The sequence below is a fragment of the Planotetraspora thailandica genome, from assembly GCF_016863335.1.
GTDB classification, from domain to species: Bacteria; Actinomycetota; Actinomycetes; order Streptosporangiales; family Streptosporangiaceae; genus Planotetraspora; species Planotetraspora thailandica.
The window spans coordinates 340,742-361,370 of the sequence record NZ_BOOR01000004.1 but is presented as its reverse complement, the minus strand read 5'-3'; the positions used below and the strand labels follow the sequence as shown (position 1 = coordinate 361,370).

18 protein-coding genes are annotated in these 20,629 nt (G+C 71.5%); 10 read left to right on the top strand and 8 right to left on the bottom strand.

Annotation, left to right across the window (positions count from 1 at the left end):
• Window positions 1-13: 13 nt before the first annotated feature.
• On the bottom strand, window positions 14-3,871 hold the full coding sequence (locus Pth03_RS02635; RefSeq protein WP_239118707.1) for a Pls/PosA family non-ribosomal peptide synthetase: 3,858 nt from the start codon (window positions 3,869-3,871) through the stop codon (window positions 14-16).
• Window positions 3,872-4,237: 366 nt separating this feature from the next.
• On the opposite strand from Pth03_RS02635, the gene Pth03_RS02630 reads away from it, so the two are divergent.
• Complete coding sequence (locus Pth03_RS02630; protein WP_203942433.1) at window positions 4,238-6,106, top strand: twin-arginine translocation signal domain-containing protein; 1,869 nt, start codon at window positions 4,238-4,240, stop codon at window positions 6,104-6,106.
• Between the two features lie 65 nt (window positions 6,107-6,171).
• Here Pth03_RS02630 and Pth03_RS02625 read toward each other — a convergent pair whose 3' ends face one another.
• The 3 genes from Pth03_RS02625 to Pth03_RS02615 all read right to left on the bottom strand — a co-directional run bounded on the left by Pth03_RS02625 (window position 6,172) and on the right by Pth03_RS02615 (window position 8,432).
• Complete coding sequence (locus Pth03_RS02625; RefSeq protein ID WP_203942432.1) at window positions 6,172-6,462, bottom strand: YiaA/YiaB family inner membrane protein; 291 nt, start codon at window positions 6,460-6,462, stop codon at window positions 6,172-6,174.
• A gap of 84 nt (window positions 6,463-6,546) precedes the next feature.
• A complete protein-coding gene (locus tag Pth03_RS02620) occupies window positions 6,547-7,227 on the bottom strand; it encodes a response regulator (protein WP_239118706.1) in 681 nt (226 codons plus the stop codon).
• Complete coding sequence (locus Pth03_RS02615) at window positions 7,224-8,432, bottom strand: sensor histidine kinase (RefSeq protein WP_203942431.1); 1,209 nt, start codon at window positions 8,430-8,432, stop codon at window positions 7,224-7,226. The genes Pth03_RS02620 and Pth03_RS02615 overlap by 4 nt, the downstream gene beginning before the upstream one ends.
• 135 nt (window positions 8,433-8,567) lie before the next feature.
• Between Pth03_RS02615 and Pth03_RS02610 the strand changes: the two genes are divergently transcribed.
• From Pth03_RS02610 to Pth03_RS02580, 7 genes are all read left to right on the top strand, one after another.
• Window positions 8,568-9,521, top strand: a complete 954-nt coding sequence (locus Pth03_RS02610) for an ABC transporter ATP-binding protein (protein WP_203942430.1) — start codon at window positions 8,568-8,570, stop codon at window positions 9,519-9,521.
• A complete protein-coding gene (locus Pth03_RS02605) occupies window positions 9,518-11,086 on the top strand; it encodes a DUF1349 domain-containing protein (protein ID WP_203942429.1) in 1,569 nt (522 codons plus the stop codon). Before Pth03_RS02610 ends, Pth03_RS02605 begins: the two co-directional genes overlap by 4 nt.
• Window positions 11,083-11,859, top strand: coding sequence for an ABC-2 transporter permease (locus Pth03_RS02600; protein WP_203942428.1), 777 nt, complete (start codon window positions 11,083-11,085; stop codon window positions 11,857-11,859). Before Pth03_RS02605 ends, Pth03_RS02600 begins: the two co-directional genes overlap by 4 nt.
• A gap of 76 nt (window positions 11,860-11,935) precedes the next feature.
• Window positions 11,936-12,946, top strand: a complete 1,011-nt coding sequence (locus Pth03_RS02595; RefSeq protein WP_203942427.1) for an alpha/beta hydrolase-fold protein — start codon at window positions 11,936-11,938, stop codon at window positions 12,944-12,946.
• A gap of 29 nt (window positions 12,947-12,975) precedes the next feature.
• Complete coding sequence (locus Pth03_RS02590; RefSeq protein WP_239118705.1) at window positions 12,976-13,932, top strand: LysR family transcriptional regulator; 957 nt, start codon at window positions 12,976-12,978, stop codon at window positions 13,930-13,932.
• Between the two features lie 58 nt (window positions 13,933-13,990).
• Window positions 13,991-14,569: a TOPRIM nucleotidyl transferase/hydrolase domain-containing protein gene (locus Pth03_RS02585; RefSeq protein ID WP_203942426.1), complete on the top strand. Its 579-nt coding sequence runs from the start codon at window positions 13,991-13,993 to the stop codon at window positions 14,567-14,569.
• 195 nt (window positions 14,570-14,764) lie between these two features.
• Window positions 14,765-16,036 (top strand): MFS transporter, encoded by a 1,272-nt coding sequence (locus Pth03_RS02580; RefSeq protein WP_239118704.1) that lies wholly within the window; start codon window positions 14,765-14,767, stop codon window positions 16,034-16,036.
• Here Pth03_RS02580 and Pth03_RS02575 read toward each other — a convergent pair.
• On the bottom strand, window positions 15,961-16,341 hold the full coding sequence (locus Pth03_RS02575; RefSeq protein ID WP_203942425.1) for a nuclear transport factor 2 family protein: 381 nt from the start codon (window positions 16,339-16,341) through the stop codon (window positions 15,961-15,963). The two genes, Pth03_RS02580 and Pth03_RS02575, sit on opposite strands and share 76 nt — an antisense overlap.
• A 70-nt stretch (window positions 16,342-16,411) precedes the next feature.
• Window positions 16,412-17,227: a MerR family transcriptional regulator gene (locus Pth03_RS02570; RefSeq protein WP_203942424.1), complete on the bottom strand. Its 816-nt coding sequence runs from the start codon at window positions 17,225-17,227 to the stop codon at window positions 16,412-16,414.
• A gap of 157 nt (window positions 17,228-17,384) precedes the next feature.
• Between Pth03_RS02570 and Pth03_RS02565 the strand changes: the two genes are divergently transcribed.
• Complete coding sequence (locus tag Pth03_RS02565; RefSeq protein ID WP_203942423.1) at window positions 17,385-18,164, top strand: SDR family oxidoreductase; 780 nt, start codon at window positions 17,385-17,387, stop codon at window positions 18,162-18,164.
• Window positions 18,165-18,181: 17 nt separating this feature from the next.
• Here the strand turns inward: Pth03_RS02565 and Pth03_RS02560 are convergent, their stop codons facing one another.
• Both Pth03_RS02560 and Pth03_RS02555 read right to left on the bottom strand, forming a co-directional pair.
• Window positions 18,182-18,703, bottom strand: coding sequence for a GNAT family N-acetyltransferase (locus tag Pth03_RS02560; protein ID WP_203942422.1), 522 nt, complete (start codon window positions 18,701-18,703; stop codon window positions 18,182-18,184).
• Window positions 18,704-18,740: 37 nt separating this feature from the next.
• Window positions 18,741-19,643 carry a LysR family transcriptional regulator gene (locus Pth03_RS02555; RefSeq protein WP_203942421.1) on the bottom strand — a complete coding sequence of 301 codons (903 nt, stop codon included), beginning with the start codon at window positions 19,641-19,643 and terminating at the stop codon, window positions 18,741-18,743.
• Between the two features lie 72 nt (window positions 19,644-19,715).
• On the opposite strand from Pth03_RS02555, the gene Pth03_RS02550 reads away from it, so the two are divergent.
• Window positions 19,716-20,615: a 4-hydroxy-tetrahydrodipicolinate synthase family protein gene (locus Pth03_RS02550; RefSeq protein ID WP_203942420.1), complete on the top strand. Its 900-nt coding sequence runs from the start codon at window positions 19,716-19,718 to the stop codon at window positions 20,613-20,615.
• Window positions 20,616-20,629 lie beyond the last annotated feature (14 nt).

Below are 20,629 nucleotides of genomic sequence, written 5' to 3'. Positions count from 1 at the left end.
CAGTCGGGCAGCGTCATTCCGAGGGAGCCCACGCCACGATCGGGTTGCCGAACCAGCGGGTCTGGGGCGGCACGGACTCGCCGCGCATCACCAGGGACGCCGGCCCGACCGTGGTGTCCGCCCCGACCGTGGCCGCAGGCAGGACGACCCCGTGCGGACCGAGCGTCGCTCCCTTGTGGAGAACCACCGTATCGATGCTCATGACCCGGTCATGGAACAGATGGGTTTGTAACACGCAGCCGCGGTTGACGCTCGCGCCGTCGCCGAGCGTGATCAGATCCGCCTCGGGCAGCCAGTAGGTGGCGCAGGTCACCCCGCGGCCGATCCGCGCGCCCAGAGAGCGCAGCCACAGGTTGAGGGGCGCGGTGCCCAGCCACGCTTCGGCGAACCACGGTGCGGCGAGCACCTCGACGAAGTTGTCCGCCAGCTCGTTGCGCCACACGAACGAGCTCCACAGGGGGCGGTTGCCTGCGCGGATGCGGCCGATGATCGCCCACTTGGCCAGACTGGCGACCGCCGCGGCCACCACGCCCGCGCCGAGCAGGACCACCCCGCCGAGGAGCCCCGCGACGGCGAAGCCGTACGTGATGGAGAGCCGTTCGAAGGCCGCCAGGACGAGCACGGCGAGGGCCACGGTGGCCATGGCGGGGACTACGCGGCACAGCTCGACCGCCGCACGCGCGACCTTCAACCGCAGCGGCGGATCATAGGTGCGGGCCCGGTCGCCGCCCTCGACCGTACGGCGCAGCCTGACCGGGGGCATGCCGAGATAGGACGAGCCGACCTTGGCCTTCTTCGGCGTCGCCGACAAGACGCCGACCAGGCCGTCCTTGGGCACCTTGCGGCCGGGGGCGGTCATCCCGGAGTTGCCGAGGAAGGCCCGCTTGCCGATGCGCGCGTTCGCGATCCGCAGGCGGCCGCCCTCGAGTTCGTACGGCGCGACCATGGTGTCGTCGGCGAGGAACGCGCCGTCCCCGACCGAGGTCATCGACGGCAACGCCAGCACGGTCGACAACTCGACGTCACGGCCGACCTTCATGCCGAGAGCACGTAGCCATGACGGCGTAAGCACACTCGCGTAGAGCGGGAACAGCCACACGCGGGCCATGGCCATGAGATGGCCGCTCGCCCATGCCTGCCACGCCTGGCGGCTGTGGACGGGGTGACTTCCCTCGCGCAGCCCGAGGGCGAGCAGCCGGACGCACAGGAAGATCGCCAGGGCGAACGCCGCCATCGAGGCGAGCGTCGCGAGCGGCACGCCGTACATCGCGGAGACCAGCGGCGAGGAGCTGCCGCGCAGGAAGGCGACCAGCACCGCGATGCCGGGGACGGCGGCGGCCACCGGCAGGAGGCTCAGCACCAGCGCCGACACGCCGTAAACGGCCAGCCAGCGGCCGGTGCGCGCCGGGCGGTCTTCAGGCTTGCGCGCCTTGCCCTGCCGTACGGCGGGTGCCCCCGCCCACCGCTCACCGGCGGGCACGGTCCCCGCGACCGCGGATCCGGGGGCGACCTGGGCGTTCTTGCCGATCTTCACGCCGGGGAGCAGGGTCGAGCGCGAACCCACCCGGGCGCCGGAGCCGATGCGGATCTCACCGACGTGGACGCGGTCGCCGTCGTACCAGTAGCCGCTCAGATCCACCTCGGGTTCGACCGCGGCGTTGGCGCCCAGCCGCAACATCCCGGTGATCGGAGGCAGGGAGTGCAGGTCGGCGTCTTGGCCGATGCGCGCCCCGAGCGCCCGTGCGTAGTAGGTCACCCACGGGGCGCCGGACAGGCCGGGGACGCCCAGGCGGGCGGCGAGCTGCTCGGCGAACCACAGCCGCAGGTGCACGTGGCCCCCGCGGGGATGGCTTCCCGGCTTCAGCCCGCGCAGCAGCACCCGGGCACCGCAGGCCGCGATGGCCATGCGCCCGGCGGGGGAGAAGAACAGCAGCCACCCGGCCAGCACCCAGCCCCAGGAGACCGTCGGCGCCCAGGGCAGGGAGATGAGGTTGTTCAGCGTGGCGAGCGCGGTCAGCCAGCGCAGCCCGCCGACGGTGAGAAGCGGCAGCATCAGCGCCGCCTGGCCGACGGACGCCCGCCGGGGCATGGGGGCGACGACCCGGTCGGTGGTGGCGACCTTCATGGCCTGTGAAGCGGACAGGCGGGCCGCGAGCCCGCCGAGCGTCGGATGGTCGTAGATGTCGGCGACGGCGGCGGCCGGATACTCGGCGCGCAGCGCGGACGCCAGCCGTGCCGCCGCCAGGCTGGTGCCGCCCTCGGAGAAGAAGTCGGCGCCGGGCTCGGCCGGGGTGACGCCGAGGACCTGTTCCCAGCGCCCGGCCAGCCACCGCTCGGTCGCGGTCAGCTCGGCGTCCGGCGCGCCGGACGGCTCCGCGGTGGGCAGCGGCCAGGGCAGCGCGTCCCGGTCGATCTTGCCGGAGGTACGGGTCGGCAGGCCCTCCACCAGCGCCAGGCGGGGCACGAGCGCGGCGGGCAGCGACTCCCGCAGCAGGCCCGTCGCGGTCTCCTGGTCGAAGTCGTCGGTCGCGACGACGTAGCCGATGAGGAGCTGGTTGCCCGCGCCTGCCGTACGGACCGCCGCGGCGGCGCCGGAGACGCCGGGAAGCGCCTGCAGCGCGGCGTCGACCTCGCCCAGCTCGATGCGCCGGCCGCCGAGCTTGATCTGCTCGTCCGCCCGGCCGTTGAAGATCAGCCCTTCCGCCTCGGCGCGGACCAGGTCGCCGCTGCGGTAGGCCCGCTCCCAGCCGAGCGACGGCAGGGGGGCGTACTTCTCCGCGTCCTTGGCCGGGTCGAGGTAACGCGCCAGGCCCACGCCGCCGATGACGAGCTCGCCGGTCTCGCCCATGGCGACGGGCTCGCCGCCGGGGCCGACGACGGCGAGGTCCCACCCGTCGAGCGGAAGTCCGATGCGCACCGGCCCTTCACCCGACATCCGTGCGGCGCAGGCCACGACGGTCGCCTCGGTGGGGCCGTAGGTGTTCCAGACCTCCCGGCTTGGTACGGCGAGGCGCTCGGCGAGCTCGGGCGGGCACGCCTCACCACCGAAGATCAGCAGGCGGACCCGGTCGAGCGAGTCCGCCGGCCACAGAGCCGCCAGTGTCGGCACTGTGGACACGATCGTGATGCCCTTGTCCACCAGCCAGGGGCCGAGATCCATGCCGGTCCGCACCAGCGCACGAGGAGCGGCCACCAGGCAGGCGCCGTGCCTCCAGGCCAGCCACATCTCCTCGCAGGAGGCGTCGAACGCGACGGAGAGGCCGGCGAGCACCCGGTCGCCCGGGCCGATGGGGTCGCCGGCCAGGAACAGCCGGGCCTCGGCGTCCACGAACGCGGCCGCGCTCCGGTGGGTGACCGCGACGCCCTTGGGCTTGCCGGTCGACCCGGAGGTGAAGATGATCCAGGCGTCGTCGTCCAGGCCGGGAGGTCCCGTGCGGCCGTGGGGAGTGCCCGAGACGGTGATCGTCTCCCCGATGACGGCGCACACGCCCGCCTCGGAGAAGACCAGCTCGGCCCGCTCGTCCGGGTCGTCGGCGTCGACGGGGACGTAGGCGGCCCCGGCCGTCAGGACGGCCAGGATCGCGACGTAGAGGCCGGCGGTGCCGGACGGGCGGCGCACCCCGACGCGGTCGCCGGGGCCGATTCCCGCCGCGCGCAGCTCGTCGGCCATGCGGTCGACCTCGGCCCGCAGACCGAGGTAGTCGAGCCGCGTGTGGCCGTCGTCGAGTGCGAGCGCATGGGGGTGACGCCGTGCCGTACGGTCCAGGACGTCCACGAGGGTCCTCGGCGGGGCGGCCGCTTCGCCCGACAGGAACACGGCGCGCGTGTCCCAGACGACATCAGTGACGTGATCGGTGATGGAAGGACGCAAAAGGGACTCTCCTCGATGTCCGCGTGCCTGGCAGTGGCTCCCCGGAGGGGGATCGCGCGTACCGCGCGGGCATCAAGCCCTTCGCCGTGATCGTTCCGTGTGATCAGAACGGCCAACAATATGCATCTATTCCATGAACGATATCCAAATCCACGGAAACATCGGAGCGTGGCCGGCCGTATGCGGCTCGACCCCACCGTGACGGGCGCGGTGGGCCACCCCTGGTCGGGGTCGCGACACGGAAGCCCGGGGCGTGGACATCGCGCGCGTTCACCACAACTTGCGACGTGCTTCTACGGATCGCCGTGTCCGATTCATTCATGAACGACATCTTTGTCAGGTTTTGTACCACGAGGATGGAGGAGCATGATGAGCCCGGTATCACGGCGCGATCTGTTGAAGGCCACGGCGGCGGTCACCGCCCTCGGAGCCGGGCGTCTCGCGCTGGGGCCTCAGCCCGCGCTTGCTGCCGACATCACGAACGGCTTCGTTGCTCGCCCGATCTCGATGGCGATGCACATTCACGCCTCCTGGAGCGAGGGCGCCGGCAGCATGCAGGGCCACCTCGAACAGGCCACCCGCACCGGTATCGACGTGATGTGGTGGACCGAGCACGACTTCCGCATGGCCGAGCACGGTTACCCCGGCGTGCTCCACATGAATGGCCCGTCAGAGCAGGTGAACGGCGTGGCCTGCTCGTGGACGGAGAAGCGCGAAGGAACCCTCGCCTCATCACAGGTCCTCTGGGACAAGGCGATGGCATCTCCTGCCGACGCGTCCACGCCTGGTTCGGTGCGGCTCTCGGCGACCTCCGCCGGTCGTGACGCGGCGGCGGTGCGCATCTCGGGTGACGCCACGAACACGGTGCTGCAGCGGTCGCTGTACGACCAGACCATCGAGGTCGACGTCTTCCCCGCCGAGGTGTCGCCGCACGCCTACCTCGCCGTGGTGGTCACCACCAGCTGGCGGCCGGCGACGGCGGGCCGGCCCGCGGGCCAGTACACGCTGACCTACATCGTGAACGGCACCGAGGGCAAGTCCCGCACGTGCACCGGGTTGAACGCCGTGGTGCACCTGCCGGCCAGGCAAGGGGAGTGGACCACGCTGCGGATGTCTCCGGCCGAGGACATCGCGCGCTTCTGGCCGGATCTGGAAAGCGGCGACGCCGCGATGCTGGCCCTGACCCTGGGAGCGGTCAGCGAGAAGGAGCGTCTCGCCGACGGATGGTTCGACTTGCTTCGCATCTCCCGCCCGGCGCGCTCGGACGACGCCGTCCTGCAGGTTCAGGCTGCGCTGATGGCCGGCTACTCCGCGAAGTTCCCGGCGGTGCGCCAGTACCAGGGCCTGGAGGTCTCCCTCGTCAAGCCCACGCACGTCAACTGGTTCGGCCCCAAGATCACCATGCCGACCTTCGCCAAGCCTACGCCGACCGCCGACCCCGATCCCGCCGCCGGGCTCGCCATCGTCTCGATGATCCAGTCGATGGGTGGCCTCGCCTCCTACAACCACCCCTTCGGCACCTCCACCCCGGCCAACCTCCCGCCCGCCCAGCAGGACGCGATGCGCGCCTCGGTCGCCAAGACCGTTCTCGCCGACCGGGCCATGGGTTGCGACATCCTCGAGGTCGGCTACCCCAGCCGCGGCGGGGTCGACCTCGACCGGCACTCGCAGCTGTGGGACGTCTGCTCCCGCAACGGGATGTTCCTCACCGGCACCGGCGTGAGCGACGACCATTCCGGACAGGACTGGCTCGGCCAGAAGTCCAACTTCGTCACGTGGGCGCATGCGCCCAGCCGAGAACTCGCCGACCTGCTCGGCAGCCTGTCGGCGGGGCGGGTCTACTTCGGCGACCCCGCGCGCTTCTCCGGCGTCATCGACCTCCAGGTCGACGGAGCCGCCCCCATGGGGTCCGTCACCGTCTCGACCGCCGCGACCCGCACCGTCCGTGCCATCCTCACCGGCCTTCCGGCCGACAGCGTCGTGCGCATCGTGCAGGGTACGGTCGACCTCGCCGGGCCGTCGAAGCCCGAACCCGGCACCACCTTCACCGAGATGCCGTCGGCCGCGTGGGCCGTCCAGGGGTTCGTCGACCTGCCCATCAACACCACCGCACCCCGGTTCGTCCGAGTCGAGGTGCGGGATCGCGCGGGGACCGTCCTCGCCCTCTCCAACCCCGTCTGGCTGCTCCGCGACACCCCAGAAGGAGGAATCCCCGCAGCACGGCGTGTGGGCTGACGGGCCGGCCGTAAGGCGGTGCTGTGGGGTTCGTTCACCGGGGCCGCGCCCGCGGCCCCGGCCGATCAGTCGACCTTGAACGGGTCGTGCTCCGCCAGCAGCTTGTCGAGCCTGGCCTGGTCGACCCGGCCGACCAGGCTGTCCTCCTCCTGCCGGTCCCGCACGCACTTGGCGAGCGTGAACGCGGAGGTCACGACATAGAGCAACCCGATGCTCAGGAAAGCGCGGACCCAGCCTGTCACCGGAAGCCACGCGATTCCGAGCCCGAGTGCGGTGATGGAGATGCCGAAGGAGAGGATGGCCTGCACGTAGAACGCGGTCGTGGTGGTACGGGCAGGCTGTACGTTTCGTGTCATATACCCATGCTCGGCAGGGCCGTAGGGCGGGTCGTGAGCGCGACTACTCAATCGCGCATGAGTAATCACCCCTGAGGCCGCGGCCTATCGGGCCTTGCGGGCGCCCGGGACGACCAGCCCGCTCTCGTAGGCGGCGACGACCGCCTGCGTCCTGTCCCGCAGCCCGAGCTTGCCGAGGACCCGGCTCACGTGGGTCTTCACCGTTTCCTCTGTGACCGTCAGCCGGGCCGCGATCTCCGGGTTGGACAGGCCCTCGGCGACCAGGAGCAGCACCTGCGTCTCGCGCGGGGTGAGCGCGGCCAGCGCCGCCGAGGAGGCGGCGTCGGGCCGGGGGTGCTGCCTGGCGAACTCGCTGATGAGGCGGCGCGTGACCGCCGGCGCGAGCAGCGCCTCTCCGGCGGCGATGACGCGCACCGCGTCGAAGAGCCGTTCGGCGGTGACGTCCTTCAGCAGGAACCCGCTGGCTCCCGCGCGCAGCGCGTCGTAGACGTACTCGTCGAGGTCGAAGGTCGTCAGGATGAGCACGCGTGGCCCGGGAGAGCCGGAGAGCCGTCGGGTGGCCTCGATGCCGTCCATGCCGGGCATGCGCACGTCCATGAGCACGACGTCGGGCGACAACGCACCGCAGACCCGTACGGCCTCGGCCCCGTCGGCGACGGTCGCGACGACGTCGAAGTCGGGCTGGGTGCCGAGCAACTCGGCGAAACCCGTGCGGACCACCTGATGATCGTCGGCGACGACGACGCGGACCACGGGGGCGCTCACATCGCGTCCTTCCCCGGCAGGCGGGCCTCGACGAGGAATCCGCCGCCCTCCGCGGGACCCGTGCGGAGCTCGCCCCCGACGGCCGCGGCGCGTTCACGCATGCCGGAAAGCCCGTGACCCGCGGGAGCCGCGGATGGGCCGGGCCCGTTGTCGTGCACGATCAGGCGCAGGGCGCCGGCCGTGTAATGCAGCTCCACGTCGACGGCTGCGCCCGGCGCGTGCCGCCGGGCGTTGGTGAGCGCCTCCTGGACGATGCGGTAGGCCGCGAGCTCGACCCCGGGGTCGAGCGTGACCGGCGAGCCGCGGAGGATGAGCCGGGTCGCCGTCCCCGACGCCTCCCGCGACTCGTCGAGCAGCTCGTTGAGCTCGCGCAGCCGCAGGCCGGGCTGCGGCCGCCGCGCGGGGCCCGCCACCGCACCGTTGACCGAGACCGGCTCCGCGTCCTCACGCAGCACGCCGAGCAGCCGCCGCATCTCGGTCAGCGCGGCCCGGGCGGTGTCGCCGATCGCCGAAAGCCGCTCGGCGCCCGCGGGCGGCATGCCCGGGGTCGTCAGCCGGGCCGTCTCCGCCTGCACCGCCACCATGGAGATGTGGTGGGCGACGACGTCGTGCAGCTCGCGGGCGATCCGCGCCCGCTCCCCGCGCAAGGTGTGCTCCAGCAGGGTGTCGGCGACGACCTGCTGGGCCGCCCGGTTCTCCATGGCCTCGGCCCGCGCCCGCGAGGCGATCCCGGCCAGGCCCACCGCCGGGGCGAGGGAGGCCAGGAGCAGGATGAGGACGTGCGGAGAGCCGATCAGGGCCAGCGCCGGGTACGGCACGGCGAGCAGGACCGCGAGTGCCGAGCCGCCGGACCTCCCGAGCCGATATCCGGCGATCAGCTGCGCTGCGGCACCGGCCACGGTCAGGGTCTGCACGACCACGAGGGATGCCGTCACCGCCACGCACACGGCGACGGCGGAGGCGGCCGGATGCGACCACAGGAAGGCCAGCGGCAGTGTGGTGGCCAGCCCGACCAGGCAGAACGCCACGAAATAGAGCGGAGTGGGCGCGCTCCCCGGCGGCAGCCGGCTCCCCGCATGGACGATCGACTCGATCACCGCGAGCAGCCCCGCCGTCGCAGCGACCACGACGGGTGCGGAGGGAGCCGCGGCGAGGCGCCACGCTCCGGCGGCCCGCCCACCGTGCCGGTCGTGCGCTCGGTTCACGGACCCATTCTGGCGACATGTGGACATTGCACGCATCCCTCGTGTGGGGGACGGGAGGTCACCTGCGCCCGCGACGGCGAAGATGGCTCCATGGGGTGACGACCCGCCCGGTGTCCGGTGCCTAGCCTGCCTCGCATGGAAGCGACCATCGACGTCATCGGCGTGCGTAAACGATTCGGCCGAACCATGGCCCTGGACGGGATGACCTTCGCCGTGAGACCGGGGCGGGTCACCGGCTTCGTCGGACCCAACGGAGCGGGAAAGTCGACGACGATGCGGGTCGTCCTCGGTCTCGACACGGCCGACGAGGGCAGCGCGCTCGTCGGCGGCCGGCCGTACGCGAGCCTGCGGCGCCCGCTTAGCCACGTCGGGGCGCTGCTGGACGCCGCCGCGCTGCAGCCCAGCCGTACGGCACGCGACCATCTGCTGTGGCTGGCCCATTCGCAGGGGCTGACCGGCCGCCGGGCCGACGAGGTGATGGAGCAGGTCGGGCTGGGTTCGGTGGCCCGGCGCAGAGCGGGAGGGTTCTCGCTCGGGATGCGGCAGCGGCTCGGGATCGCCGCCGCACTCATCGGCGATCCGCCGGTGCTTATGCTCGACGAGCCGTTCAACGGTCTCGACCCCGAGGGCATCGTGTGGATCCGCGGTTTCCTGCGGTCGCTGGCCGCCGAGGGCCGTGCCGTCCTGGTGTCCAGCCATCTGATGAGTGAGCTTCAGGACACCGCGGGCCATCTCGTGGTGGTGGGACGCGGCAGGGTCGTCGCGGACGCCGGTGTGGCCGAGCTGATCGCGGCGGCGTCCCGTGACCGGGTCACCCTGCGTACGACCGCCCGGCCGGAGGCGATGACGGTGCTGGCGGGCACGGGCGCCACCGTGGCCGCGGTCGACCGTGACACGCTCACCGTCTCCGGTCTTGCGGCCGGACGCATCGTGGAGCTGCTCAACGGGCACGCGGTGCCGTTCTCCGAGGTCGCCGCTCATCGCGCGACGCTGGAGGAGGCCTATATGGAGCTCACCCGTGACGCGGTCGAGTTCCGCGCCGCCATGACGCCTCTGGAGCCCGGCACGGATCGGGAGGGGGCGCGATGACCGTCGTCACGCCGTACCGCTCGGCCGTACGCGGGGCACGCGACGGTTTCGCGCAACTTCTGCACGCGGAATGGACCAAGTTCCGCACCGTCCGCGGGTGGGTGGCCGCGATGGCGGTCGTGGCACCGGTCGTCATCGCGCTCGGCCTGTTCTCCGCGGCGGGCAACTCTTCGTCGTGCAGCGACGGCCCCAAGGTCGTCCCGTGCCCCGCCGTACCGCTGGGGCCGGGCGGGGAGGCGGTGAGTGACAGCTTCACCTTCATGCACCGGCCACTGGGCGAGGGGGGCGGCATCACCGCCCGCGTCACCGGGATGACCGGCATCATCACCTACCCGCCGCCCAACCACGACCAGATCGTCAACGGTCTCGTGCCATGGGCGAAGGCCGGAATCATCATCAAGGAGAGCACCCGGCAGGGCTCCGCGTACGCCGCCGTGATGGTCACCGGGCATCACGGGGTGCGGATGCAGCACGACTTCACCCACGACGTGGCAGGAAGACCGGCCTCGGCCGCGTCCCCGACGTGGTTGCGGCTGACCCGCTCCGGCGACACGATCACCGGCTACGAGTCGGCGGACGGCGTCCACTGGAGCACGATCGGCAGTGTCCGCTTGCCGGGGCTGCCGGCCACGGTGCAGGCAGGGCTCTTCGTCACCTCTCCCGCCGATCTGACGGTCAAGCCCAACGCTGTGGGCGGCAGCATCGCGCAGGCCCGATTCACCCAGGCCACCGCCGTCTTCGACAACGTCGACCTGCGGGGCGCACCGCCCGGCACCGTGTGGAGCGACGACCAGATCGGGCAGAGCGGCACGACCCAATGGGAGCAGGAACACAAACCCGCCGGGGTGGTCTCGTCAGGCGGAACGTTCACCGTGACCGGCTCCGGAGACATCGCGCCGATCGGGCAGGAGGCGGGTCAGAGCATCGAGCACACGCTCACCGGCGGCCTGGTCGCCCTGATCGTGGTCATGATCGTGGCGGTCATGTTCGTGACCGCCGAATACCGGCGAGGCCTGATCCGGACCACGCTGCTCGCCAGCCCGCGGCGCGGCCGGGCGCTCGCGGCCAAGGCCCTCGTGATCGGTGTGCTCGCCTTCGCCGCAGGGCTGGTCGCGGCTGTCGTCACGGTTCCTCCGGCCACGCGGATACTGCGCTCGAACGGCAACTACGTGCTCCCCGTGAGTCTCCTGACCGAGTTACGCGTCATGGTCGGCACCGCGGCGTTGTTCGCCGTCGCCGCTGTCGGCGCGCTGGCCCTGGGCGCCCTGTTCCGGCGCGGGGTCGCGGCCGCCGTCACCGCGATGGTCGTGGTCGTGGTGCCCGCCGTCCTCGCGACCGCGTCCGTGCTGCCCCTGGAGGTGTCCCGGTGGCTGCTGCGGCTGACCCCGGCCGCCGGGTTCGCCGTCCAGCAGAGCATCCCGGACTACCCGCAGGTGATCGGCGACTACTCGCCCCAGGCGGGCTACTACCCGCTCCCGCCGTGGGCAGGGTTCGCCGTGTTGTGCGGTTATGCCGCGCTCGCGCTCGCCCTTGCCGTCCTCCGCATGCGCAGGAGGGACGCATGAGACGGGAACTGCACGCGGAGTGGACGAAGCTGCGCGGCCTGCCCGGGCTCGGCTGGTGGGCGCCCGCACTCGTCGTCGTGACGGTGATGACGGGCGTCGCGGCGAGCGCCGCCGTGACCTGCCCCTGGGCGGGTTGCGGCAGCGACGCCGCCAAGCTCAGCCTCGCCGGGGTCCAGGTCGGGCAGGCCGTGGTCGCGCTCCTGGCCGTGCCGGCGATCACCGGCGAATACGGCACCGGCATGATCCGCACCAGTCTCGCGGCGATGCCGCGCCGTCTCGTCTTCCTGGCCGCCAAGGCGGCCGTCGTCATCGGCCTCACCTTGGCCGCGGGAACCGTCGCCGTGCTCGCGTCCGTGCTTGCCGGGCGGCTCATCCTGCCCGGCAACGGATTCACCGCCGCGCACGGCTACTCGGCGCTGTCGCTCGCCGACGGGCCCACGCTGCGCGCGGCCGCCGGTTCCGTGCTCTATCTCGCGCTGGTCGCCGCGCTCAGCCTCGGCGTCGGCGTCGCCGTACGGGAAGGGGTGGCGGCCGTCGGCATCGTGCTCGGGCTGCTCTATCTGCCGCAGGTCGTGACCCTCATGACGAACGATCCGGACTGGCAGCGGTTCCTGTTGCAGGTGTCACCGGCGAGCGCCGGACTGTCCATCCAGGCCACCGTCGGCATTCCGAGCCTGCCCATCGGTCCGTGGCCGGGGCTGGGCGTGCTCGCCGCATGGGCGGGCGCCGCACTGCTGGGTGGCGGCCTGCTGCTCCGGCGACGCGACGCGTGAACGATCAGCCGGGCAGCTGCCGTGCCGGGGTTAATGTGGTGGTTTCGCCGCTCGTGTCAGTGCGAGAGTAGCGGCCATGAACAGCCGCCTCATCCGCAACGTTTTCCGGGACCCGCTGGTAGACGGAGAGATTCCCTATGTCGTTCTCACCCCGGACGGGTGGACGGGCGACGAGACGTTGCCGCTCATCGTGGTGCTGCACGGCGCGAACTCCTCCAGCGAGTTCCTCGCCATGATGCAGCCGATCGTCGAAGGCATGTGGAACGACGGATCGCTCCCTCCCTGCCTGATCGCCGGGGCATCCACCCCCACGACCGGGGGGTTCTACATCGACCGGCCCGGCAACGCCTGGGAGAGCCTGATCGCCACGGCCTTCCCCCGCCTGCTGGAGAAGGAGTACGGCGCCGACCCGGCCCGCATCTCACTGATGGGCGCCTCGATGGGCGGCTACGGCGCCCTGAAAATCGCCTTCGCGGAGCCGGCGCGATGGCTCGCGGTCGCGGCGGTCGCTCCCGCGTTGCTGCCCGCGTCGGCCCCGGAGGACCTGCGACCGCGCAACACCCTCGATGTGCTCGCTCAACTGGGCAGCGAGATGGCCGGCGAAGGCGGCGGGTTCGCGGCCAACAGCGTCCTCCACCGGCTGCGGAACAACGCCGACGCGATCCGGGCCGGCGGTTTGCCGATCTTCCTCCGCTGCGGCGACCATGACACGTTCGCCATGCACGACGGCACCGAGCAACTCCATCGGACGCTCTGGGATCTCGACATCGGCCACGAGTACCACCTCGTCTACGACGCCGATCACCTCGGGCCCGAGGCGGTCGCCGCCCAACGTGCCGCGTTGGCGTTCATCGGCGCGGCCCAGCGCAGAGCCGCGGGCGAGGACCGCACCGCGGCTGATCGTGAGCTGGAAGCCGCGTGGCGGGACTGGGCCGCCGGTGGCCGGCAGGGAGCCCCGCCCAAGCTCGACGCCTTCGGCGTCAGCGCTTCGGTGGCCCTGCGCGCGATGCTCGAGCCGGAACTGGCCGAAGCGGCTCGTCGGGACGAGACGACCCTGCGCCGGTACGGAGTCCTTCCGCAGGAATGAGAGGCAGCGGCGACCAATAGGGTGCGTGCGTGGACCTCGATGCCGTGCGCACCTTCGTCGCCGTCGCGGAGGCGGAACAGTTCCAGCAGGCCGCCGCCGACCTGTCGATCACCCAGCAGGCCGTCTCCAAGCGCATCGCCGCGCTGGAGAAGGACCTCGGTGTGCGGCTGTTCACCCGCACCACGCGCGGAGCCCAGCTCACCATCGACGGGCAGGCGTTCCTGCCGCACGCCTTCGACCTGCTCCGGGCGGAAGAGCGGGCGGCCGCCTCCGTACGGCCCGGCCGCCGCGCATTTCGCGTCGACGTGATCGGCCGGCGGCTCGCGCCCGCGGCTCTGCTGCGCGGCTTCCACCGCGCGTATCCCGAGATCGAGCTCGACGTCGTGACCCTCTACGACGCCGACGCGGCCGTCGACGCCGTCGTCAGCGGGACGATCGACGCATCCTTCCGGGCCGTCACCATGCCCGGGCGGCAACTCCCCGACGGCATCGAGGCCGTTCGGGTGCTCGACGAGCCCATCCAGCTCCTCGTCGGACCGGCCCACGAGTTCGCCGCCGTCCGCGCGGTCGCACCCGCCCACCTCGCCGGGCACAGAATCTGGATGCCCGGCATGGCCCCCGGCACCGAGTGGGCCGCGTACTACGACGACCTCGCCGCCGAGTTCGGGCTCACCATCGACGCGATCGGTCCCAACTTCGGCACCGAACCGCTGCTCGACGCGATCGCCGAATCCCCGGCTGTGGCCACCTTCGTCGGCGACCAGACCGGCTTCGTCTGGCCCGGCCACTACGACCTGCGGCGCGTCTCCCTGCACAGCCCGACACCGGTCTATCCGCACTCGCTGATCTGGCACCGGGACAATCCGCACCCCGCACTCACCGCGTTCCGCACCCACCTCGGATCCGTACGGCGGGGCCGTGGCGACGCGGAGACCTGGACACCGAAATGGGTCCAGCCGCCCCTGACGCGCGAGGCACATCCCTAGGACGGCGGTCGGAGATAAAGGGGATGAACCTTTTCAGGTGCGGTGCCAGGCTGGGCTCGTGATCGACACGCGAACCGTCGTCCTGGTCGAGGGGGCCAGTGACAAGTCGGCCATCGAAGCGCTGGCCGGGCGCCGTGGCCGGAACCTGGCGGCCGAAGGCATCTCCCTTGAGGCCATGGGCGGTGCCACGAACATCGGGACGTATGCCGGCAGGTTCGGCCCTCCCGGTCGCAATCTCCGGCTGGCCGGCCTGTACGACGTCGGGGAGGAAGACGACTTCCTGAGGGGTCTCGAGCGCGCCGGCCTCGGATCCGATCTCCGCCGAAACGATCTGGAGGCGCTCGGATTCTTCGTGTGCGTCGCCGACCTGGAAGATGAGCTGATCCGCGCCCTCGGCACCGCCACGGTTGAGCGGGTCGTCGATGCCGAGGGCGAGCTCCGTTCGTTTCGCACGCTCCAAAAGCAACCCGCATGGCGCGGGGGCACCACTCATGACCAGTTGCGCCGGTTCATGGGAGCAGGCAGTGGCCGCAAGATCCGCTACGCTGCTCCGCTCGTCGCGGCACTCGATCTCGATCGTGTGCCGCGGCCACTGGACATGCTGCTGGACCACCTATCAGGCAGTCGGAGCCGGTGATTTCAGCCCGGCGGGGTCGCTGCCCAGCTCGCCAGCAGGGTGAGCCGCATCCTGGCTCAGCGTCAATCTGTGCGCCACTGAAAATCTCGGTACAACCGCTCGTTGTGTGACGTGTCCCGTCGGTTGTTTGTGCGCTGCTCACTCGGAGGTGTTTGATCTGCGTCCTACAGCGAACGGTTGTCGGACGGGGGACGAGTGGCACGCCTGGGGCGAGACTTCGCATGGTTGTGGGGGGCCTACACCGTCAGCGCGCTGGGCACGTGGCTCGCCCTGGACGCCTTCCCCCTGATCGCCATCCTGGCCCTCCACGTCGGGCCCGGGCAGGTGTCTCTGATCTCGGCGGCCAGCGGAGCGGTCGGCGCGCTGCTCGCCGTGCCGCTGGGGCCGTGGATGGAGTTCCGCCACAAACGACGGCTGATGATCCGGGCGGACCTCGTACGTTTCGCCGTGCTGCTGACCGTGCCGGTCGCGTACGCCATGGGGGCGCTCAGCTACCTGCACCTGCTCGTCGTGGCCGTGGTGGTCGCCCTGGCCGACATCGTCTTCACCGCCGCAAGCGGGGCACATCTCAAAGCCCTCGTCCCGCGGCGGCATCTGATGGAGGCCGGCGGCCGGTTCGAGACCGTCAGCTGGATCTCGACGGCGATCGGCCCCCCGGCGGGCGGAGCCCTCATCGGGGTCTTCGGCCCTGTCGTCACCGTCGTCCTCAACGCGATCAGTTATCTGTTGTCCGCGCTGGGCATCCGTGCGATCTCGGCGCCCGAGGCGGCTCCACCCACCCGGATCGGGGGCACGCGACGTCTGGCCGAGATCGCCGAAGGCTGGCGTACGATCGCCGCGCACCGCGGGCTGCGCCTCCTGTTCGCCAACACCGTGCTCGTCTCGGCGCTCATCATGGCCACCGCTCCGCCGCTGGCCTATCTGATGCTCCACGAGCTCGCCTTCACGCCGTTGCAGTACGGGCTCGCATTCGGCGTCCCCTGCGTCGGCGGCATCGTGGGCGCCCGCCTGTCCCGGAGGCTCGTGGACCGTTTCGGGCGGCGCGGCGTCATGCTGGTCTTCGGCGCGGCGCGCGTTCCCTGGCTGATCGGTCTCGCGCTGGTGGGCCACGGCCCGGGCGGCCTGCTGCTGATCATGGGCCTCGAGCTCGGGCTGATCACCTGCATGGGTGTCTTCAACCTCGTCTACGTGACCTACCGTCTCGAACACGTCGACGACGGCAAGGTCGCGCGGGTGCTGACCGCCTGGACCATCACCTCGCGTACGGCCACCGCCGCCGCCACGGCTCTGTGGGGGGTGCTGGCCGCGATCGCCGGCGCCCGCGCGGCCATCGCGGTCGCCGGCGTGCTGATCCTCGCGACGCCCGTGTTCCTCCCGTGGCGACGACCGATTCAGGACTCGGGCTCGTCGGGCCGGTTGCCGATGATGATCAGCCGGGAGACCTCGTCGCCGTCGAGCGAAAAGTAGAAGGTGAGCACGAGCGGGTCCGGCAGGCCGGTCTTGTCGTACTCGCCGTCGACCTCGACGTCGGCGATCCAGTCGCCGTGGTGCGCCCTCGCCTGCACGAACCGCGTCACGACGACCTTGGCGGCGACGCTCTCCTCTTCGGCCCAGCGCCTGATCGCGTCCCGCCCCAGGAATTCGCGCCGAATGTCGTTGACCATGCCGTCCTCAGCGAACGCCGCGGCCATCGCGTCGCCGTCCAGCGCGTTCATGCCGGTGAAATAGCGGGCGACAGGCGTGGGCATCTCTGTGCGGGTCGTGGTGTTCACGGTCGTCTCCGTTCTTGTCGACTGACGAGAGCACGACGATGAACCCTCCCCTAAGGGGAACGTCAATCCGTCAACGCGTGGCCGTACGGAAGATCGGCCAGCAGATCTCGGTCGACTGCTCGGCGAACGGACCGTCGCCGGTGACCAGATAGTTCTCCCGGATGGGCCCCTCGACGCCGAGCAACCGCTCGGCCACATAACCGCCGAGCGCTCCGTACGTGCGGTCGACGTCGGCATGGCTGCCGTGATGCACGGCGACCGCGAGCTCGGCCGGCGGAATCTCGACGACACGCACCCGGCCCGTCGCTCCTGACGTCGCCGAACTCGGGATGAAGACGGTCGCCTCGCCGATCTCGTCGCCGAACAGCTCAGGCGCGTACAGGCCGCCGGGCGGTCCCGAGGTCGTGCCGTGGCCCGCGCTGAGCGCGGACCGGATTTCGCGCATCGCCTCGCGGTACCAGTCACCGAACGCGGGGATCGCCACGGTCTCGGTGATCGCCCACACCCGCGTCGCCGAGACCGAACGGAACTCGACGTCGACGGGGCGGCCGCCGGGTTCGAGCAGTTCGCGCAGGGCTCCGACGGCCTCCCGCGTCTCGCTCAGCTGCTCCTCCATGCGCCGCAGGTGTGCGCCGATGATCTGGTTGCGCCGGTCGACGTCGTCGGTGGCCATAATCGCCCTGATGTCCGGCACCGACACCCCCAGCGCACGAAAGCGCCTGATGATCTGGGCCGTCCGCAGCTGGCTCGTGTCGTAGAGCCGGTAGCCGTTGAAGGCGTCGACATGGGCGGGCTCCAGCAGCCCGAGCTCGTGGTAGTGCCGCAGCGCCTTCTTGCTCAGCTGGGACATTACGGAGAACTCGCCGATGGTCAGCTGCGCCGTCATTCCCTCTCCTCGGTCGCCGTGCGGGGTGGCCGGGGTGCCATCCGACGATACGCCCGGCCCGCTCACCCACCGAGGCTTGACCTTCCCCCAGCGGCAAGGTCAAGCCTCCTCCCGACGGCCGCGCACGTCGCGGGATCACGAAGTGAGTGGAGGAATCGTGGACGAGAACCTGAAGGGCAAGAAGGCGCTGGTCACCGGGGGAACCAAGGGCATCGGCGAGGCGATCGCCGTACGGCTGGCCGCCGCCGGAGCACGCGTCGTCATCACGGCCCGCACGCTGCCGCCGGCAGGCGTTCCCGACCATGTCGAACGGTTCGTCGCGGCGGACCTGGACACCCGGGAGGGGGCCGGCACGGTGGCGGAGGCGGTGCTGGACACGCTGGGCGGAATCGACATCGTGGTCCACAACGCCGGCGGGACGGATGCGACGGCAGGCCCGGTGACCTCCTTCAGCGAAAGCGACTGGGAGCAGGCGCTCGCACTGAACCTGCTCGCTCCGATGCGGTTGGACCGCCGGCTCGTGCCGCTCATGGCCGAGCAGGGCGGGGGAGCGGTGGTGCACGTGACCTCGATCGCCGGCCCTTTGCCCAGGAGCGCGCCGATGCCGTACTCCGCGGCGAAGGCGGCGCTGAGCAATTACAGCAAGGGCTTGGCGGCGGAGACGGCTCCGTACGGTGTGCGGGTCAACCGGGTGCTGCCGGGTTTCATCGAGACGAGGGGAGCCGAGCATCTGATCGACGAAACCGCCGCGGCCATGGGCACCGACCGGGACGGAGCCCGGCAGGCCATCATGGCGGCGCTCGGCGGCATTCCGCTGGGCCGGACCGGCCGTCCCGAGGAGGTGGCGGAGCTGGTCGCCTTCCTGGTCTCCGACCGCGCCGAATGGGTCACCGGCGCCGAGTACGTCATCGACGGGGGCACCAAGCCCACGGCCTGAGGCCCACGGTTTGAGGCTCAGCGCAGCTCGCCCTCCAGCAGTCCCATGAGGATCATGTCGTGCCACTTGCCGTCGCGCCGGAACGCCTCTCGCAGGCGTCCCTCCTCGACGAATCCGACCTTCTGGTAAACGTGGCGGGCCGCGGCGTTCTCCGCGACGGCGGTCAGTGAGATCCGGTGCAGGCGCATCTTCTCGAAGCCGTAGCGGCAGATCACGCGCATGGCGTCGGTCGCGTAGCCCTGACCCCAGGTGTCCCGCTCACCGAGGTAGATGTCCAGCTCGGCGGCGCCGGTCTCGGGTTGCGCGCCCCTCAGGGCGACGACGCCGATCGTGCGCTCGGCGAGCGTCTCGATCATCAGGACCAGGTTGTCGTACGTGCCGGCATCGCGCTCCCCGATGTCCTTGGCGATGCGGGCGAGCGACGGGGGATAGGGGTCGTCCATCCACCGCATCACCTCGGGGTCGTTGTGCCAGCGCCACAGGAACTCGGCGTCCGACGGTTCGATGGCGCGAAGCCGCACACGATCTCCAGTGAGCATGCCCCGTTCCTAGCGCGGGTGCTCTCCCGAACGCAACTCAGCGCCCCTCGCCCAGCCCGTCGGGGACGGCGGCGCGCAGCGCCTCGGCGATCGCGGCGACGGCCGGATGCCCGCCCGCGCCGCCACGGTAGGCGATCTTGGTTCTTCTGCGGATGGGGAGCCGGGTCAGCGTCACCGCGGGCGGCAGGTCCGCCAGGCCCAGATGCGGCACCATGGCCACACCCTGCCCGGCCGCCACCAGGGCCAGCACCGTGGCGAACTCGTCCACCTGGTGCCGGACGCGTGGGGTGAAGCCAGCCGCCTCGCACGCCCGGACGGTCATCGCGTGACAGAGCGTTCCCGGGGTCGCCGTGATCCAGGGCGCGTCCTTCCAGCGTGCGATGTTCGTCTCTTCCCCACCTGAAGGGGTGCCGGGCGAGGCGAGGTACATCTGCTCGCTGCACAGCGGCTCGGCCGCCAGGCCCGGCTCGGCGGGGAGCGGCACGAAGTCGTATTCGTGGATCAGCGCGACATCGAGCTCGCCCGCCCGCAGGGCGTCCGCGACGCCCGCCGGATCGATTTCCGAAACCATGGGCTCCAGGCCGGGGTGACGGCGCGCCAGCACGGTCAGGGCGGCGGGGACGATCGCCCGGGTCGCAGTCGGGAAGGTGCCGATCCGCAGCGGCCCCGCGAGGCCGTGCCGTGCGTCGACGAGTTCGGCGGCGGCCTGCTCCAGACGCTCCAGGACCGCTTCGGCGTGACGGACCAGGTTGCGCCCCGCGGGGGTGAGCGTGACCCGCCGCCCGGTCCGTTCCAGCAGGGGAACCCCCGCCTCGCGTTCGAGGACGCTGAGTTGCTGGGAGACCGCCGAAGGGGTGAAGGCCAGGGCTTCGGCGACGGCGGCGATGGTGCCGCGCAGCGAGAGTTCCCGCAGCAGGCGCAGGCGTCGGACGTCGAGCATCAGCTGAGCTTACGCTTCTGTTGAGAAAAGCGAACTGGACCTGCACGATGGCCCGGGGCCACCCTCGTTCCCATGACGCACCACACATCCCCGTACGGGGTCCACGTACCGCTTGTCACGCCGTTCACCGCCGCCGGCGACGTGGCGGAAGACGCCCTCGAAGAGCTCGCCCAGGCCGTGCTCGACGCCGGTGCCACCGGCCTCGTCGCACTCGGTACCACCGCCGAGGCGTCCACGCTCGACCGCGACGAGAAGCGCATCGTCGTCGAGACATGCGTCCGGGTCTGCCGGGAGCGCGGCGCCACACTCACGATCGGCGCCGGCACCAACGACACCCGGGCCAGCGCCGCCGCCCTCTCCGAGCTCGCGCAGTGGCCCGAGGCGGCGTACGCCCTGGTGCCCGTGCCGTACTACACCCGCCCGTCGCAGGCCGGCGTCGTCGCGCATTTCCGGCAGCTCGCGGCGTCGAGCCCCATACCGCTGATCGTCTACCACATCCCCTACCGCACCGGGCAGGCTCTCGACGCGGACACCCTGCACACGCTCGGCCGTATGCCGGGGATCGCCGGGGTCAAGTACGCGGCGGGCGGCGTCGACCAGGAGACCGTGGACCTGCTCGGCGAGCTCCCGGACGGCTTCGCCGTGCTGGCTGGAGACGACGTCTTCCTGTCCCCGCTGCTGGCGCTCGGCGCGGCGGGCGGCATCGTCGCCTCCGCGCACCTGGCCACCGGGCGGTTCGCCGGCCTCGCCGCCGCATGGCGTGACGGAGACGTGGCGCGGGCCCGTGTGCTCGGGCACGGCTTGGCCCGGCTGTCGGCGGCCGCGTTCCGCGAGCCCAACCCCACCGTCATCAAGGGAGTGCTGCACGCGCAGGGCCGGATTCCCACCCCCGGCGTACGGCTCCCGCTGCTGCCCGCAGGCCGCGGCTCGGTCGAGGCGACCCTGAAGGTGCTGGCCGACCTGGGGGAGTGACCGGCTGAGCGGAT